This is a genomic window from Bdellovibrio bacteriovorus, assembly GCF_025558485.1.
Lineage (GTDB): Bacteria > Bdellovibrionota > Bdellovibrionia > Bdellovibrionales > Bdellovibrionaceae > Bdellovibrio > Bdellovibrio bacteriovorus_G.
This window is the reverse complement of sequence record NZ_CP102930.1, coordinates 909,427-925,623: the sequence shown is the minus strand read 5'-3', so window position 1 is coordinate 925,623 and position 16,197 is coordinate 909,427. Positions and strand designations below refer to the sequence as shown.

At 47.2% G+C, this 16,197-nt stretch carries 16 protein-coding genes and 1 pseudogene; 13 read left to right on the top strand and 4 right to left on the bottom strand.

The window, feature by feature from the left end:
• The first annotated feature begins 273 nt into the window (after positions 1 to 273).
• A complete protein-coding gene (locus EZJ49_RS04700; protein WP_262554792.1) occupies positions 274 to 867 on the top strand; it encodes a hypothetical protein in 594 nt (197 codons plus the stop codon).
• On the opposite strand, the gene EZJ49_RS04695 is transcribed toward EZJ49_RS04700, so the two are convergent.
• Entirely contained in the window at positions 861 to 1,274 is a 414-nt protein-coding gene (locus tag EZJ49_RS04695; RefSeq protein ID WP_262554791.1) for a JAB domain-containing protein, read from the bottom strand. The two genes, EZJ49_RS04700 and EZJ49_RS04695, sit on opposite strands and share 7 nt — an antisense overlap.
• A gap of 159 nt (positions 1,275 to 1,433) precedes the next feature.
• Between EZJ49_RS04695 and lpoB the strand changes: the two genes are divergently transcribed.
• Together lpoB and EZJ49_RS04685 are read left to right on the top strand one after the other, a co-directional pair.
• Positions 1,434 to 2,033, top strand: coding sequence for a penicillin-binding protein activator LpoB (gene lpoB, locus EZJ49_RS04690; protein ID WP_262554790.1), 600 nt, complete (start codon positions 1,434 to 1,436; stop codon positions 2,031 to 2,033).
• A 54-nt stretch (positions 2,034 to 2,087) separates the two neighbouring features.
• Positions 2,088 to 3,281: a COG3014 family protein gene (locus EZJ49_RS04685; RefSeq protein WP_262554789.1), complete on the top strand. Its 1,194-nt coding sequence runs from the start codon at positions 2,088 to 2,090 to the stop codon at positions 3,279 to 3,281.
• A 65-nt stretch (positions 3,282 to 3,346) separates the two neighbouring features.
• On the opposite strand, the gene EZJ49_RS04680 is transcribed toward EZJ49_RS04685, so the two are convergent.
• Complete coding sequence (locus EZJ49_RS04680) at positions 3,347 to 3,871, bottom strand: polyhydroxyalkanoate synthesis regulator DNA-binding domain-containing protein (RefSeq protein WP_231839234.1); 525 nt, start codon at positions 3,869 to 3,871, stop codon at positions 3,347 to 3,349.
• 285 nt (positions 3,872 to 4,156) lie between these two features.
• Here EZJ49_RS04680 and EZJ49_RS04675 point away from each other — a divergent pair, with 285 nt between their 5' ends.
• Together EZJ49_RS04675 and EZJ49_RS04670 are read left to right on the top strand one after the other, a co-directional pair.
• On the top strand, positions 4,157 to 4,654 hold the full coding sequence (locus EZJ49_RS04675; RefSeq protein WP_262554786.1) for a hypothetical protein: 498 nt from the start codon (positions 4,157 to 4,159) through the stop codon (positions 4,652 to 4,654).
• Positions 4,655 to 4,758: 104 nt separating this feature from the next.
• On the top strand, positions 4,759 to 6,630 hold the full coding sequence (locus tag EZJ49_RS04670) for a tetratricopeptide repeat protein (protein ID WP_262554784.1): 1,872 nt from the start codon (positions 4,759 to 4,761) through the stop codon (positions 6,628 to 6,630).
• A 61-nt stretch (positions 6,631 to 6,691) separates the two neighbouring features.
• Here EZJ49_RS04670 and EZJ49_RS04665 read toward each other — a convergent pair whose 3' ends face one another.
• Positions 6,692 to 7,321 (bottom strand): hypothetical protein, encoded by a 630-nt coding sequence (locus EZJ49_RS04665; RefSeq protein ID WP_262554782.1) that lies wholly within the window; start codon positions 7,319 to 7,321, stop codon positions 6,692 to 6,694.
• 44 nt (positions 7,322 to 7,365) lie between these two features.
• On the opposite strand from EZJ49_RS04665, the gene EZJ49_RS04660 reads away from it, so the two are divergent.
• From EZJ49_RS04660 to EZJ49_RS04625, 7 genes and pseudogenes are all read left to right on the top strand, one after another.
• On the top strand, positions 7,366 to 7,965 hold the full coding sequence (locus EZJ49_RS04660; RefSeq protein ID WP_262554780.1) for a hypothetical protein: 600 nt from the start codon (positions 7,366 to 7,368) through the stop codon (positions 7,963 to 7,965).
• Between the two features lie 76 nt (positions 7,966 to 8,041).
• Positions 8,042 to 10,056: pseudogene (locus EZJ49_RS16415) on the top strand (PrkA family serine protein kinase).
• Positions 10,056 to 11,153 carry a DUF444 family protein gene (locus tag EZJ49_RS04645; protein WP_262554776.1) on the top strand — a complete coding sequence of 366 codons (1,098 nt, stop codon included), beginning with the start codon at positions 10,056 to 10,058 and terminating at the stop codon, positions 11,151 to 11,153. Before EZJ49_RS16415 ends, EZJ49_RS04645 begins: the two are co-directional and overlap by 1 nt.
• A gap of 15 nt (positions 11,154 to 11,168) precedes the next feature.
• Positions 11,169 to 12,698 carry a SpoVR family protein gene (locus tag EZJ49_RS04640; protein WP_262554775.1) on the top strand — a complete coding sequence of 510 codons (1,530 nt, stop codon included), beginning with the start codon at positions 11,169 to 11,171 and terminating at the stop codon, positions 12,696 to 12,698.
• Complete coding sequence (locus EZJ49_RS04635; protein WP_262554773.1) at positions 12,695 to 13,057, top strand: translation initiation factor; 363 nt, start codon at positions 12,695 to 12,697, stop codon at positions 13,055 to 13,057. The genes EZJ49_RS04640 and EZJ49_RS04635 overlap by 4 nt, the downstream gene beginning before the upstream one ends.
• Before the next feature lie 95 nt (positions 13,058 to 13,152).
• Positions 13,153 to 13,830, top strand: a complete 678-nt coding sequence (locus tag EZJ49_RS04630; protein WP_262554771.1) for a response regulator transcription factor — start codon at positions 13,153 to 13,155, stop codon at positions 13,828 to 13,830.
• 142 nt (positions 13,831 to 13,972) lie between these two features.
• Entirely contained in the window at positions 13,973 to 14,782 is an 810-nt protein-coding gene (locus EZJ49_RS04625) for a gamma-glutamyl-gamma-aminobutyrate hydrolase family protein (protein WP_262554769.1), read from the top strand.
• Here the strand turns inward: EZJ49_RS04625 and EZJ49_RS04620 are convergent.
• On the bottom strand, positions 14,779 to 15,795 hold the full coding sequence (locus tag EZJ49_RS04620; RefSeq protein WP_262554767.1) for a M48 family metalloprotease: 1,017 nt from the start codon (positions 15,793 to 15,795) through the stop codon (positions 14,779 to 14,781). The two genes, EZJ49_RS04625 and EZJ49_RS04620, sit on opposite strands and share 4 nt — an antisense overlap.
• 65 nt (positions 15,796 to 15,860) lie before the next feature.
• On the opposite strand from EZJ49_RS04620, the gene EZJ49_RS16385 reads away from it, so the two are divergent.
• Entirely contained in the window at positions 15,861 to 16,133 is a 273-nt protein-coding gene (locus EZJ49_RS16385) for a hypothetical protein (RefSeq protein ID WP_316963675.1), read from the top strand.
• Positions 16,134 to 16,197: the final 64 nt, after the last annotated feature.

Here is a 16,197-nt window from a genome sequence, read left to right as displayed (position 1 = left end):
CGTTTCATGCCTGACATGAATTCACGGTAATTTGATTAATAGGTCACAATAAGTGTCTAAAACTTTGACGTTTGTGCCGAAATTCCAAATCACCTATTCGGGTTAGCCCTATTATTGAACTGTTTTTAAACTTTTCTATGTAATCAAGACTCATATTTTTACCAAGTCTTGATAATCAGAAACCGGAAGATACTGGAACGGTTAGGAAGAAAGTGTTTCAGAGTGAGATACAAAGGTCTTTAGATTTGTATTCAGCACTCCGATAAGGTTTTTATGGAATCGCAGAAGCCTCAAAAAGAAAGCTCCATGTTTCTGGCTTTGCTGCTCTTTATTGGAGCGGGCGCTATGATATTTGTCTATTTAGGCACGTCCGAGCCTCCCAAAAAAATGGCGGGCACCCCGGTGGCTGCAAAATCCGAAAAGTTTGAAAAGTCCGTGAATAGGCATTTGATGCTGACCAATGAAAAGATGGAGATGGCCCGTCAGCGCATGCAGGTTGAAAACGCGCGACTGATGAACAGTGATTTCAGTGAAACCAAAGCACAGGCGGCTTATGAAAATGACCGTCGTCTGGATCTTTCCACAGATACTCGTGCACAGGAATTGGCAGAAGAACTGGGTCGGGGCGCACGCCATGAGGAAGCCATGTCTCCGCACGATATTGTTCAAAAAGAATTGTTCAATGCTGAACAGGCTCAGGAATATTCTCAGGCCTATAAAGAAGAGTACGCCCGTCAGTTTGTTGAAAATGCCCGTCGTGGTGGTTACAACATTATTCTAAGTGAGGATCTGTCCCGCGTTCTGTCTGTAACGCCGATCCGTAACCCCAGCAATCAGTATCAAAGCACTTTGGAAGCCATTCAGTAAATTATCTGAGAGCTTCGTCCCCGTTTCCATTTCTTAAAATAGCCGTGATCCGCCATGCTGAAGTAGCTGTCGGCACAAATCACCAGGTGATCATTCAACGGAATTTCAAATAGCAAAGCCATTTGATGAATTTTCCGGGTCAGGATCAGATCCTGTTCGGAGGGGGTTGAGCTGTTGCTGGGATGGTTATGAGCCAGAATGAAAGAACTGGCATTGGAGGCGATCAGAATACGAAAGATGTCCCGGGGATGAATCAGGCAAAAGTCCGCGGTGCCTCGAAACACCATTTCTTTGCGGATCAGGTTCATCTGTGAGTCCAAAGCGAGAATCCAAAGTTCCTCGGCATAGGGATTGATGTTGGTTCGGAGAGATTCATAGGCCTGCAAACTCGTTGAGACTTCTTTCATATTTGATCTGTATTGCAATATACGAGGGGAGCAGGGCTTCAGCAGGAAATAAATGACGTTCGGATTTTGGACGGCCGTCCTGAAACGGAGGGGCATGACTTGCGTCTGCAAATCCCCGAGCATAGACTTTTGAGGTGTCCAAAGGGACAGGAAGGTAATATGAAAAAGAATCTGACTTTTGCAGCAGTGGCTCTTTCTTTCTTGGCTGTGACCAGTTGTGGTCCGAAGGCTTTTGTTAAAGGCCAGTATGATGATGTAAACCGCGAGAATCTGTTAAATGACCAATGGTCCGAAACAGACATGCAAAAAGCTGTTCAGGATCTGGTTGCCAGCCTGATGAATTCCCCAGCCATCAACAGTGCTAAAAAAATGCCGGTTGTGATGGTGACAAACCTGCAAAATAAAACCAGCGAACATATCGACACTCAAAGCATCATGGATATGGTGCGTGTGGAGCTGATGAAGTCCGGCAAAGTGGGTTTCATCGACAAAGAAGCCCGTCAGGATATTGCTGATGAATACAACTACCAGAACTCCGGCATGGTTGAAGAAACCAGCAAAAAAGGACCGGGCGGTCAGGTGGGTGCAGACTTTATCATCAACGGTCGTCTGGATTCCATCGTTCAGGAAGTTGGCAAAGACAAGTCTGTGTACTACAAACTGACTTTGAATCTGACCAATCTGAAAAGCAGTATGATCACATGGTCTGATCAAAAACAAATCCGTAAAACCTTCAAGAAAAAATCCATTGGTCTTTAATTGATGAACCGGATTGCGCAAAGACTCACGCCTGTCGTGGGTCTTTTTTTAGTTATGCCCCTGTTAGGTTGCGCCACTTATCAAAATAAAGTGCAACCTGCCCGCGAAGCATTGGCTCGCCATGAATACACCAAAGCTCTTGAAGATCTGAAACCGCTGGCAGAAAAATCCAGCGATGATCAATTGGTGTATTTGCTGGATTACGCGGTGGCCTTGCAGGTGGCGGGACAGCTAAAAGAAAGCAATCAGGTTTTCATGCAGGCGGATCGACTTGCAGAACTGATTGATTATCAGTCTATTTCCCGTATCGCCGGATCGTTGGCTTTGAACGAGGAAATGATTCAGTACAAGGGCGACACTTTTGAAAAGATCTTCATCAACGCCTACTTGGCGATGAACTTTCTGCAAATGGGGCAGTTGGATGATGCTCTGGTCGAAGCCCGCAGGATCAATGAAAAATATCTGAAATACCGCGCAGATGAAAAGCAGGCTTTCGAGCTGAACTCATTCAGTAAATATCTGTCGGCTGTCATCTGGGAAGCCAGTCGCAGCTATGACGATGCTTATATTGCATACGCTGAAGCCTATAAAATCGACCCGGGCATTTCGACAATTCGTGAAGACCTGATTCGTTCAGCCAAACTGGCGCGTCGGATGGATTCTTATCAGGATTGGAAAAAGAAATTCCCCGACGTGGTTGAGAAAAAAGAATGGTACGAGCGTGGCCTGGGCGAACTGGTTATTATCTATCAGCAGGGTTGGGGGCCACGAAAGGCGCCAAGTCCGAACGGACAAAGTCTGCCGACACTTTATCCGGTGCGCAGTGAAACTCAACAGGCCAGACTGTATCTTTCCGATAACATGAACTATTTAAGTCGCGAAGTCTATGATGTGCAATCAGCGGCGATCAAGACTTTGCAGGAAGACTATGGAATCCTTCTGGCAAAACGTGTGACGGGGATTGCGACAAAAGCAGTTCTGGCCGATCAAATCAGACAAAAGAATCAGGCCTTGGGTGACCTGGCTTATATTGCGATGTTGGTGTCGGATCGTGCCGATGTCCGCCAGTGGTCATTCCTGCCACAAACAATTCAGATCATTCGCGTGCCTTTGGCTGCCGGAAAATATCAGTTCCGTCTGGAAGGTTTGGATTACGGTCAGTCCCCGACAGGGGAAGGATTGGATCAGCGCGAAGTGGAAATCAAATCAGGTCAGAAAAAATTCGTCGTCTGGCGCTCTTTAAAGTAATTCTGAAAATAAAAAAGGCCCCGCATTGCGGAGCCTTTTTTTGAAATCCTTGCTGAAAGGTCTTCTTAGTTGTTCAACAAAGAAGTGCCTGGCAGGTTTGGAGTTTCGTCGTCCTGTTGAAGACCAGGAAGAACAGTTGCTTTTTCAGCGGCTACTTTAGCAGTAGTGTCTGTGTTGTAGCGAGTCGCTGCAGTTGCAACGCGGTTTTCCAAGTTTTGTTTAACGCTGTCAGTAGAAGCATTTTCAACAACAGTGTTTACTTGTTGTTTAGTCATGTAATCCTGAGGGAAAGCGCCAAGCTTAGCAAGGTAACCAGAGATGCTGCCGTTACCGTTCTGGATGATTTCACGAAGAGTGAAAAGAGGAGCGTACTGAGATGCTTTCTTTTCAGCTTCGAAAATGATCTGAGTCAAAGTCGCAGCAGTGATATCGTTTTTAGACTTGTTGTCGATAACCATCACTTCTTCGTTAGTGCGGATCATCTTTGCGATATCGTCCAAAGTCACATAGCAGCTTTGTTGAGTGTCGTAGAGTTTGCGGTTCTGATAGCGCTTGATGATTTTAACTTTAGAATTTGGCTTAGATGTCATTGTTTCGTTTTGGTTGATCAAAAGTGCCTCCCAATTTGAAATTTCCCCAAAGTCCCAAGGGGTTAACGGTGCCTTATGATTCGGCGTCCCCTTGCAGATGGGCGCAACCTATCCCTGCCGCCACCCCTTGTCAAGGGGTCCTAAAATCAAAAGAAAAGACTCTAGGCGTTATTTTTTCTGCAAATAGCCATTAGTTTTCTAAGATTTTACCGACCTTTGTCTAAAGTTTTTTCTAAAGGACGCCGAAATGTTAAAGGAAGACCTTTATTTTCGGAAAGAAAATTAATGAAAAACGAGCAAAAACAAGAGTTTAAGTCCTCTGGAGTTTTGGCCCTACTGGGTCTGGTGGGCTTTTCCACGGCGATCATCGCGACCCCTTGGAATCGCCAGATTCAGGACTCTCGAAGTGAGAACGCTCGTCAAAAAGCCGAGGTTGTCGGTTACCAAGTTGTACAAATTTACCGCGAAGCATCAAAAACTTCTGGGGCGGCAGAGAAGTCTTCTGGGCGGCTCCCAGCTTCAGTTTCAGCGGAACAGGGTCTTTCCCCCGAAAATTTGCGCAGCACAGGAACCATGGGTATGGACCCGTGGGGGCAGCCCTATCGCTATCGCATTTTATCCACCGAAACCAAGAGCGGGAAAATCCGCATCCTGGTCTGGTCAACGGGACCAAACCAGAAAATCGAAACCGCATCCTTGGACGACGAGGACAAGCCACTGGACAATCAGCCCCTCTATGAAGGTGATGATTTAGGGGTTCTTCTGAGTGTGTCTCACAACTAGACAGAGGGTGGGCGCGATCTTAGTCGCGATTACTGCCTGCTCGTTTAAGTTGCATCAAGCAAATCTCAAAAAAAGCCGATCAGCCTAGTGACCAAGGAGATCTAATGTTTCCATACACTAGGACCGCGATTATAGCCCCTCTTCTTCTTTCCCTTACGGCTTGCGCGACATTCACTTCGAATGATTCTGACAAGGCGCCGTACTTTGAAGCCTCTTTCGACGATAAAAACCGGGCACCGGCTTCCTTTGCTCCTGCGGTACTTTCCTTGGATAGTGGCAGCTCTTTGGACCCACTTTACATGCGCACTCAGGCGGACTATTACTTCGCGATGGGTGAGGCCTATGCATTGGAAGGAAACTCCCAGAAGGCCATCGAATCTTTCAAAATGGTTTTGATCTACGACACGAACTCTCCGGCAGTGAACATGCGTCTGGCTGCAGAATATCTGAAGCAGGGCATGATCACGGAATCTTTGGCGCAGTCTGAAGAGGCTGTGAAAAAAGATCCGAAGAACGTGGACGCGCACTTGTTGCTGGGTGGTTTGTATTCCTCCCTGAAAGTGTATCCAAAGGCGATGGAGCAGTATCACACAGTGATGAAGCTTCAGCCGGAAAACACAGAAGCCCCATTATACATTGGAGCATTGTACTCTGAGCAAAAACAATCCGACAAAGCGGTGAAGTACTTTGAGACTTTGCTGAAAAATCCGGAGTACACAACTCCGTACCTGGCGCACTACTACATCGGCCGTGTTCGCATGGAGCAGTCGGAAACTAAATTTGCCAAAGTGGCAGAGACGTCCTTCAAAAAAGCTCTGGAGCTAAAGCCGGACTTTGCAGATGCGGTTCTGTCTTTGGGTGTTTTGTATTCCAAGCAGAAAAATGAAGACAAGGCGATCAGCTTGTATCGCAACTTCCAAAAGGAAAACACTCCAAGCCCGCGTGTGGCGGAAGTGCTGGCGCAGATCTATATTGAGCGTGGGGACTATGAAAATGCCTATGCTCAGTTGGAAGTGATGGAAAGTGATTCGGACGAGCCACTGAATGTGCGCATGAAAATGGCTTTGATCCTGATTGAACAAAAACGCTACGACACAGCGGTGCAGAAATTGGAAGAGATTCTGAAGGATGCTCCGGAGTCTGACAAAGTCCGTTTCTATCTGGCTGCGGTTTACGAAGAAGCCCGTCAGCATGAAAAGGCTGTGAAGGAATATCGTAAGATCCCGGCTTCCAGCACATACTATGGAGAGTCTGTGGTTCATGCAGCTTACCTGCTAAAAGGTTTGGGCCGTCTGGACGAGGGTATCGAAGTGGCTGCTGTCGGTTTGAAATCTCGTCAGGATCAGCCGCAGGTGTTCGCGATGTATGCCTCCTTGCTGGATGAAAAAGGCGATTATAAAAATGCCTCCAAAACTTTGGAACAAGGTCTGCAAAAGTTCCCGGAAAATGCCCAGTTGAGATTCTACTATGGAACTATCAACGACCGCATGGGGAACAAGGATGTGGTGGTAACAGAAATGCAAAAGGTTCTGGAGCTGGATCCAAACCATGTGCAGGGCATGAACTACCTGGCCTTCACTTGGGCGGAAATGGGCGTGAAGCTTCCGGAAGCTGAACAGCTTGCCCGTCGAGCTTTGGAGCTGGAGCCGACAGATGGCTACATTCTGGATACTTTGGGCTGGATCTTGTATAAACAAAGCAAGTATTCTGAATCCGTGAAGTTCCTGGAAGCAGCTCACAAACATCAATCCACAGTCAGCATTATTGCTGAACACCTGGGTGATGCTTACTACAAGCAGTCCATGGTGGATAAAGCGAAGAAGATGTACAGGAAAGCCGCTGACCTTGAAACTGACACTAAAAAAGTTCAGGAGATCCGCAGCAAAATCACAGCGATTGAAAAACAAGAGCTGAATGGTGCGCCTCGCTTACCGGCCTCTGTTGAAAAGCCGATTGCAGAGCACGCTGAAAAATAACAGCCAAGATAACAAATAAACTAAAAAGCCCGCAGAAATTGCGGGCTTTTTGTTTGTTGGATCAGATGCCGGTTTTCCTGTTAAGAGCACCCTTGTCCTTGATGTGTCTATATATATGGTTCGTGGCGAAGAAAACAAAAGGCAGGGTGACGATAAAGCCAAATCCCCACAGCAGGCCGGAAATCAGAATGGCGACGCTTAAATAGAAGCTGACCAGGAAATACTCTTTGAAGTTCTTTATCGAAGCCAGCGCCACAATATCAATGGCCTTGGCCAGGGATGTGTCGTTTTCCATATTCAGGCGCAGGGCATGGTTCAGAATCAAATAGAAATATAAAGCCAGAATCAACAGCCCCAATGACAGCGGAATGGTTTGCAGAATGTCCTGCGGACTTTGCAGCAAACCCATGGCTGAACCCAGCAAGGCGCTGGTCGGCAACAGAATCAGAGCTGTAACCACGAAAGACAGCAGGTGTTGTTTAATAAAATTAAACTGCTGAGGCCATTTACGGGCTTGCGAATATTGATTGCTGATTTCCTGAAGGAATAAAAGCCCCATGGAGATAACGAAAGCGCTCAGGTACGGAACAAAACGCACCAGCAGAACGAATATAGTGGCAATACACCCCAAAAGAAGGCTGTTGCGCCAGTCTTCTTTTAATTGAATCAAGGCTTGTTTAAGGGAATTCATTTCTCTATGCTAAGGCAATGATGAACAGGTTCAATGCTTTTTTCATGATCGTATTAACCCTTTTCCTTTCCGGCTGTGTCACAAAGACGGTGAAGGAGGGTTCTTTCCAGAAAGCGCAGTGGGAAACCAAGGCGTTGATCAAAAATCAGAAAGAAAATAAAACCCAGTCTCTGAATATAGATATCTTTGCGATTAAGAACGAAAGAGCACGTTTTGAAATCACCGCGTTGTTGGGGTTTCAAGTTGCCAGCCTCGTGATGAGTCCGTCTGAGATCTCTTATGCTGTTTATCCTCAGAAGGCCTTCTATTATGGCCGCAATTCTGAACGTGCCTTCTTAAATGTCGTGGGCATGCCTTTGCATCCCATGAATCTGACAAATATCGCATTTGATGAGCCTGTACGAGGCCCCGGGTGGAAGTGTGGATTGGACCCCTCGGGTCTGATTTATCAATGTGAGAATCTGGCGAAGAAAACCCGTGTCGAATGGTTAGATCGAAAAGAAGGACAAAAGAAGGTTGTGATTACGGCACCGCAATTTGAAATGCAGTGGTTGTTCTCTGCGCCCAAGACTGAAGTCCAGTTCAAATCGGACCTTTTCACCTTGAGACAGCCTCAAGGGTTCAAAGCAATACAACTAAATTAAAAAACTCGTTAACCGTCTAGTAATGAGGCATAATCTAACAGAGTAGGTGTGTCACCAATCACCTGGGGGAGAGATTATGGCCTCTAAGTTTGATCTGCATTCACTGGTCGCCAACTGGCAAAACTCAAGCACTCATGCTAAAGAGCATTGGAGTGGAACCTTCGAGGAATATCTCGACCTGGTAAAACAAAATCCGAAAATTACCAGAAACGCCTATCAGCGCATGTATGACATGATCGTTGAGGAAGGCACTGAAACTTATATCGATTTCAAAAAAGAAGTTATTCGCTACAAATTCTTCGACGACACCTTCAATAACGGGAAAGACGCAGTCTTCGGTCTTGATGTGCAGTTGATGAAATTGGTGAATGTTCTAAAAGCGGCGGCCCTCGGATACGGCACTGAAAAACGTGTGATCCTGCTGCATGGACCGGTGGGAAGTGCAAAGTCCACGATTTGTCGTATGCTGAAAAAAGGCCTTGAACGCTACTCTCACACCAAGCAGGGTGCGGTTTACACATTTGAATGGATCGATGAAAAGCTGGAGCTGGATGGTCTTTTAGGAAAAGGTGTGAAGGTCTTCCATTCACCGATGAATGAAGAACCTTTGCTTTTGATTCCGGAAGAGCTGCGTGGTTCCGTTTATGATTCCATCAACAAAGGACAGGAAGGCAGCTTCCGCGTGCATGTGGATGGGGAGCTCAGCCCGCCTTCACGATTTATTTTTAAAGCCTTGATGGAAAAATACGACGGCAACCTGATGCAGGTTCTTTCCCACGTTCGCGTGAAAAGACTGTTTATCTCTGAGGCCGATCGTGTGGGTATTGGCACCTTCCAGCCGAAAGATGAAAAGAATCAGGACTCTACGGAACTGACCGGGGATATCAACTATCGTAAGATCGCAGAATACGGATCGGATTCAGATCCGCGTGCATTTAACTTCGATGGGGAGTTCAATGTCGCCAATCGCGGGATGATCGAGTTCGTCGAGGTTCTGAAACTTGACGTGGCTTTCTTGTACGATTTGTTGGGTGCTTCGCAAGAGCATCGTGTGAAACCTAAGAAGTTCGCACAAACCCAGAATTCATGGAAGCCCTTCGTGACCGTACGGTGAAGATCGACATTCCGTACATCACTCGCTGGAGAGATGAAATCAATATCTATAAACGTGATTTCAATTCCCAAAAAGTGCGCGGAATCAGCATTGCCCCTCACACCGTGGAAATGGCGGCAATGTGGGCGATTCTGACCCGTCTGGAAAAGCCGAAAAAAGCCAATCTGACCCGTTTGCAGAAACTAAAGCTGTATAACGGCAAGACTCTCCCGAATTATACAGAAGACAACGTGCGCGAGCTTCGTAAGGAAACTGTGCGCGAGGGCTTAGAGGGTATTTCCGCCCGTTACATTCAGGATAAACTTTCCAATGCTCTGGTGGCGGCTCAGCAGTCCAATAAAGGTTCTGTGAATCCGTTCATGGTCTTTAAAGAGCTTGAATCCGGTCTGAAAAATCATTCGTTAATTGCTAACGAGGAACTAAAGACGGAATTCAAAGAGCTTCTGGGTGTGGTCATGCAGGAGTACGAGGAAATCATCAAAGCTGAGGTGCAAAGAGCCATCAGTGCGGATGAAAGTGCGATGCAGCGCCTGTGTGCCAATTATATAGATAACGTCAAAGCCTATACGCAGAGAGAACGAGTTCGCAATCAGTTCACTGGAAACGACGAGGAACCCGATGAGCGTCTGATGAGATCCATCGAGGAGAAGATCGAGATTCCAGAGTCCCGCAAGGATGATTTCCGTCGCGAGATCATGAACTACATCGGGGCTCTGGCTTTGGAAGGTAAGAAGTTCAATTACAAAATGAACGAACGCCTGCACAAGGCCATCGAATTGAAACTCTTTGAGGATCAGAAAGACAGCATTAAGCTGACCACTTTGGTTAGCAACGTGGCTGACAAAGACACTCAAGAGAAGATTGATATTGTTAAAACCCGTCTCATCAAGGACTTCGGGTACGATGAAATTTCTGCTACGGATGTATTGCATTACGTGGCAAGTATCTTCGCCCGAGGGGACGTAAAGAATAAATAATGTCGATACGTGAAGACCATAACAGATTCAGAGAGATCGTTAAGGGCAAGGTCAAAGAGGATCTACGCAAGTATGTCTCTCAGGGTGAAATGATCGGGAAGCGTGAAGACGAATTTGTGAAAATTCCGCTTCCTCGTATCGATATTCCCAATTTCCGCTACGGCCCCAAGCAACAAGGTGGGGTTGGCCAAGGGGAAGGACAGCCGGGTCAGGATGTTGGTGATCCGGGCGAGGGTGGACAGGGACAGGCGGGCGAAGCTCCCGGAGAACATCTTGTCGAAGTTGAGATGTCCATGGAAGAGCTTGCCAATATCCTGGGTGAAAAGCTGGAACTTCCTTTGATTCAGCCCAAGGGCGCCAAGAACATTGATTCCTTAAAAACAAAATTCACGGGCCTGGCTCCGGTGGGACCGGAAGGTCTGCGCCACTTCAAGTCTTCATACAAAAGAGCCTTGAAGCGCATGGTGGGTTCGGGAACTTATGATTCTGAGGAACCTTTGGTGCTGCCGATCCGCCGGGACATGCAGTACAAGTCCTTTAAGAAAGTGCAACAGCCACAAACTCAGGCTGTGGTGATTTACATGATGGACGTGTCCGGAAGTATGGGTGATGAACAAAAGGAAATCGTTCGTCTGGAAAGCTTCTGGATCAACACATGGTTGCGTAAGCACTATAAAGGCCTTGAGACCCGGTTTATTATTCACGATGCCGCCGCAAAAGAGGTGGATGAAGACACGTTCTTCAGAACCAGTGAATCGGGCGGGACGCTGATCAGCTCGGCCTATAAACTGTGTCAGGAAATCATTCAGGCGGATTATCCGGTGAATGAATGGAACATTTATCCGTTCCATTTTTCAGATGGCGATAACTGGTCCGGCGAGGATACGCGTCTATGTGTTAAGATGTTGCAGGAATTCTTCCTGCCGAACTGTAATGTTTTCAGTTACGGTCAGGTGGAAAGCAAATACGGCAGCGGGCAGTTCCTGAAAGATCTGCAAAAGGAATTTGGCGAGGACGAACGACTGACACTCAGTCAAATCGAAAACCGCGACAAGATCCTGGATTCAATCAAAGACTTCCTTGGCAAAGGGAAGTAAGAGAGCGGAGCGAGCATGGCTAATCTGACACCCGAACTTGAGGCCGAAAGAAAAAGAATATGCCAGATCGCCAAAGATGCGGGGCTGGATTTCTTTGAAACGATCTTTGAGTTGATCACTTACGATCAAATCAATCAGTTTGCCGCCTACGGTGGATTCCCGGTGCGCTATCCGCACTGGAAGTTCGGGATGGAGTACGAACATCTTTCCAAGAGCTACGAATACGGCCTTTCCAAGATCTATGAAATGGTGATCAACACAGATCCGTGCTACGCGTATCTGATGGAAGGTAATGCCATGATGGACCAAAAGCTGGTCATGGCGCACGTTTACGGTCACTGTGATTTCTTTAAGAACAATATCTGGTTTTCAAAAACAAACCGCAAAATGATGGATCAGATGGCCAATCATGCCACGCGCATCCGTCGTTATATGGATCGTTATGGTCAGGATGTGGTGGAAAACTTCATCGACGTCTGTTTGTCTTTGGAAAACCTGATCGATCGTTACAGCCCTTATGTGGAAAAGTCTGTGGTTAAAACTCAAGAGTCGCGCCCACAGCAGGAAACAAACTACCTGCTCAGGGTTGATCGCTCTTACATGCGTGATTATATCAACCCTCCTTCCTTTGTTGAAGAACAACGTCGTAAGGCGGACGAGGAAGCTCAAGCCAAAGCGCAACGTTTCCCGAGCGAGCCTGAAAAAGATGTGCTGAATTTCTTTATTCATTATGCTCCGCTGACAGACTGGCAGCAGGATGTATTGTCGATCATTCGTGACGAGGCTTATTATTTCTCTCCGCAGGGAATGACGAAGACGATGAATGAAGGTTGGGCTTCGTACTGGCATTCCAAACTGATGACGACAAAGATTTTGGATGATTCTGAAATCATCGACTTTGCCGATCATCATGCCGGAACGATGGCGATGGCTCCGAACGGATACAATCCCTACAAGGTCGGCATCGAGCTGATGCGCGATATTGAAGACCGTTGGAATAAAGGCCAATTCGGCCGCGAATGGGAACAGTGTGATGACGTGCGCGAAAGAAAGCACTGGGATCGCAAGCTGGGCTTGGGGCGCGAAAAAATCTTTGAGGTTCGCAAAGTCTGCAATGACGTGACTTTCATTGACCAGTTCTTAACAGAGGACTTCTGCGTTCGTAATAAGATGTTCGTTTACAAGTTCAATAAGAAGACCCAGAAGTTTGAAGTCGATACCAAAGACTTTAAGGCCATTAAAGCGCAGTTGTTGTTCCACATGACCAATTTCGGCCAGCCGATTATTCGTATTGAAGATGCGAACTTTGAAAACCGGGGCGAGCTGCTTCTGACTCATTTGCACGAAGGCATTGATATGCAGCCGGATTTTATGAGCGAGACGTTGAAGAATGTTTTCAAGATCTGGAAAAGACCGGTGAATATCGCGACAGTCATGGATGAAACCCCGCAGCTTTTTAGATTCGATGGGAAAGAGTACACTCAGCACAAGCTGGGTGAGGAACCCAGTCCTAATCCATCAAATCAAGAGAGCTCAGGTTCGTGAAAAATACTCGCTTAGTTTTTAGTACAGATCCCCGGGACAATGTCACTTGTCCCGATTGCAAGGAATTGAAAGCCGAATGCCGCTGCCAGCCTGAAGAAGCTGTGCAGGACGGCCAATTTACTGTTATTTTTCGCATGGAAAAAAGCGGACGGGGCGGTAAGATCGTCACGGTTTTGGATGGTTTTCCCAGAAATGAGACCTATCTAAAGACCTTGGCGAAGGAATTGAAAGCTAAATGTGGAGTCGGTGGAACCCACATCCTGGGCGAAAAATCCGGGATGATCGAAATTCAGGGCGATAAGCGTGATCAATTGAAGAAGATCCTTGAGAGTAAGCGCATTAAATTTAAGGGAATGTAAAACTGGACCCTGTACAGCTTGCACTTTTCACCTGATCGGGTGATGCTTCAAATATGAACATGTTTACAACTTCCACTCCTTTAAGGGGAACGGACTTGGGCGCAAAAAAAATCGTAATTGTAGATGACTATGAAGAGAGCTGTAAGCTTCTTGCCGAGATTCTTAGCTCGACCTACGAGTGTTCTTACACTTCAGACAGCACATCTGCGTTTCGTCTGATTAATGAAAAACGCCCGGACCTGATTCTTCTCGACTATAAAATGCCGGGAGTGATGGGTGTGGATGTGTGCCGTATGGTGCGCGAAAGCGATACGACTAAAAACACGCCGATCATCTTTGTTTCCGGTGCGGCGACGATTGATGAACGTATCAAGGCTTTTGAAACAGGTGCGGATGATTTCATTTCCAAACCTTTCCATGTTAAAGAACTGATTTTGCGAATTAAAGCTCGTCTTTCAGAAAAAGAAACCGAAACGGCTTCTGAACTGAATGCGGCGAACTTGAAAATGAACCTTCTGTCCCGTCAGGTTTTTGTGGATGGGGACGAGGTAAACCTGACGCCTAAACAGTTCGATATTCTGAAGCTTTTGGTGGCGGGAAAGAACAATCTGGTCACTCGTGAAAAATGTCTTTCAGAAATCTGGGGCGATACGGAAGTCACTTCCCGCAATGTCGATTCGCAGATCAACTATCTGAAACGCAAAATCAGCAAATTCAACGGCCGTATCGTGGCTGTGCCATCCTTAGGCTACCGCTTGGAAGCCCACGACTAGCGAGTGAGTGAGGCTTTGCTCCTCCTTGCGCTTGAACCCCTTTGGCCGACCTCTATTTCTATCTGTTGGCCAGAGGTCGTAAAATTCTTGCGAAACGGCAAAGTCTATCGACATGTTCTTCTTTTGGGTCCACACTTAAAATGTGGACGCAGCAAAACCTTTACTTATAGGTCTTTCCCCTCGGTTTTTGCATCAGACACCGGAAAGTTTTGAGATCAAAGGCAAAACTATTCAGTATCTTGAGCAAAGTCTGGCGCATTTGATCGCCAAGCACGGCGATCTTGTCTTTATGATTCCTTCTTTGGAATCTTCCGGTCTTTTGGAAAAAGATGATCTGAACGTGCATCAGTATGCCGAAATTCTGGATGGTTTGGTGTTGCAGGGTGGGGTGGATATTTCTCCGACCGTGTATGGTGAAGAACCGCTGGAGCTTATGGCCAACCACCGGATCGACCCGATCCGCGATCGCTATGAATTGAAGTTATTAAAAGCCTTTGTCACCCGCAATAAACCTGTATTGGGAATTTGCCGGGGCTTTCAGTTGATGAACGTCTTTAAGGGCGGAACTCTTTTCCAGGATTTACCCACTCAGCTTCCCAGCGACATGACGCACTTTAAATCCGAGCTGTATGAAAAGCTGACCCACACAGTGGATATTGAACCTGGTGGATTGTTACAAGGCATGTATTCCTCTGGCGGGGAGATTGTCTCTATTCACCATCAGGGCGTTAAAAAGTTGGGAAATGGGCTGCAAGTAGAGGCGCGATCGCCGGATGGTTTGGTGGAGGCCTTTAGTTCCACAACAGATGCGTTCTTTGTCGGTGTTCAATGGCATCCGGAATTTCACATTGATAATGAAGCCAGATTCCTTTCATCGGAACCCTTGGTGAAAAAGTTCCTGGAGGCCTGCCGAGGCCCCCAGAAAACTGTCGAAAAATCCTACGATCTTTAGCTCTTTTGCTGTTTCTTTTTCGCAAGCTCCGTGCACAGGGCTTTCATGCGATCAAATTCCTTGGTCGATGTGATGGCGCGCGGATTGCGAGCTTGTTCCGCAGCCATCTGATTCATCTGGGTGACACGTTCACGACTTGGCGGGTGAGTGCTCATGGCATCGGCCAGTGACGTCATTAAAGCGTTTTGTTGCCCTTTGTTTTGCTCTTCCATCTTTAGAAGCTTGTCATAGAAAAGACCGACTTTATCTTTGTCATAACCTGCGGCCACGGAAGTTCGGAAACCGATACGGTCTGCTTCCATTTCGTCTTCACGGGAATTGGCCATAAAGGCGTACTTCTGAATCAACAAACCACCACCGGCTCCGGCGGCAGCTCCATACAAGGTCGCTTTTTGCATACACTCGTCGTCACCTTGTTTGCACAGCATTTTTCCCAGTCCATAACCTAAAGCACCACCCAGCAGTCCGCCACCCGCGGCATACATCCAGGATTTGCCCTCGGCTTTCTTTGCAGCATCCATGCGGATGGCAGTGTGGCGGGCTTTGATGTGACCGACTTCATGCCCGATGACCCCGGCAAGTTCAGCTTCAGAATCCGCCATCGCAATTAGGGGAGCCGTGATAAACACAGTTCCCGCCGGAAGAGCAAAAGCATTCACATAGCCGACATCAACGGCTGTAAAGTTATAGTTGTAAGGATGGCCTTCCAGGCTATTGGCAGAGACGATCTTGCGACCTAGTTGACTGATATAGGATTGTAGCTGGGGATTTTGGATGGCTGGGTAGTCTTTGCGCATTTGCGGAAGAACTTCCGAAGTCATGCGCTTTTCGTCTGCCACAGTCAGGGATGTCTCGTCCCCACGCAGATTTCCCTCACGCTGGCGGTGCTGTTCTGTTGCACAGGCCGCCATCAGAAGTGGGAGCGAAGCCAAGAAGGTTCTTCGTCCCATTGGGGTGCTGGTCCATTGTTTCAATACATCATCTAGTTTTTGGATCGCTTCCTTTTGTGCCATGGAGTCGATTTTACGCGAGGGCCTTCGCCTTTGGCAACTGGGCGTTTATTCCCGCCAGAAGGTCTGTGTTTTGCCTTGTTCTGCAAACGCTGTCCTTCCAGAATGGCTTTGGCTTTTCCAACAGTCATGATGGCCGCATTGGCGGCATCATCAGAATGGAACGGCTGATCTTCGACAACAGTGACTTTAGTGCGCGTGATTTTTTCAATTGCGAACAGGAAAGATTTTTCTTCCGCAGTACAGAAGGAAATGGAAATACCTTCCGCTCCGGCACGGGCGGTTCTTCCGATACGATGAACGTAGCTTTCGGGGATATGCGGAAGCTACGTTCATCGTAGATCGGAGAGCACACGTCTGAACTCCAGTCACGAGCTGAAAACTCGTATGCCGTAGTTGTTGCGT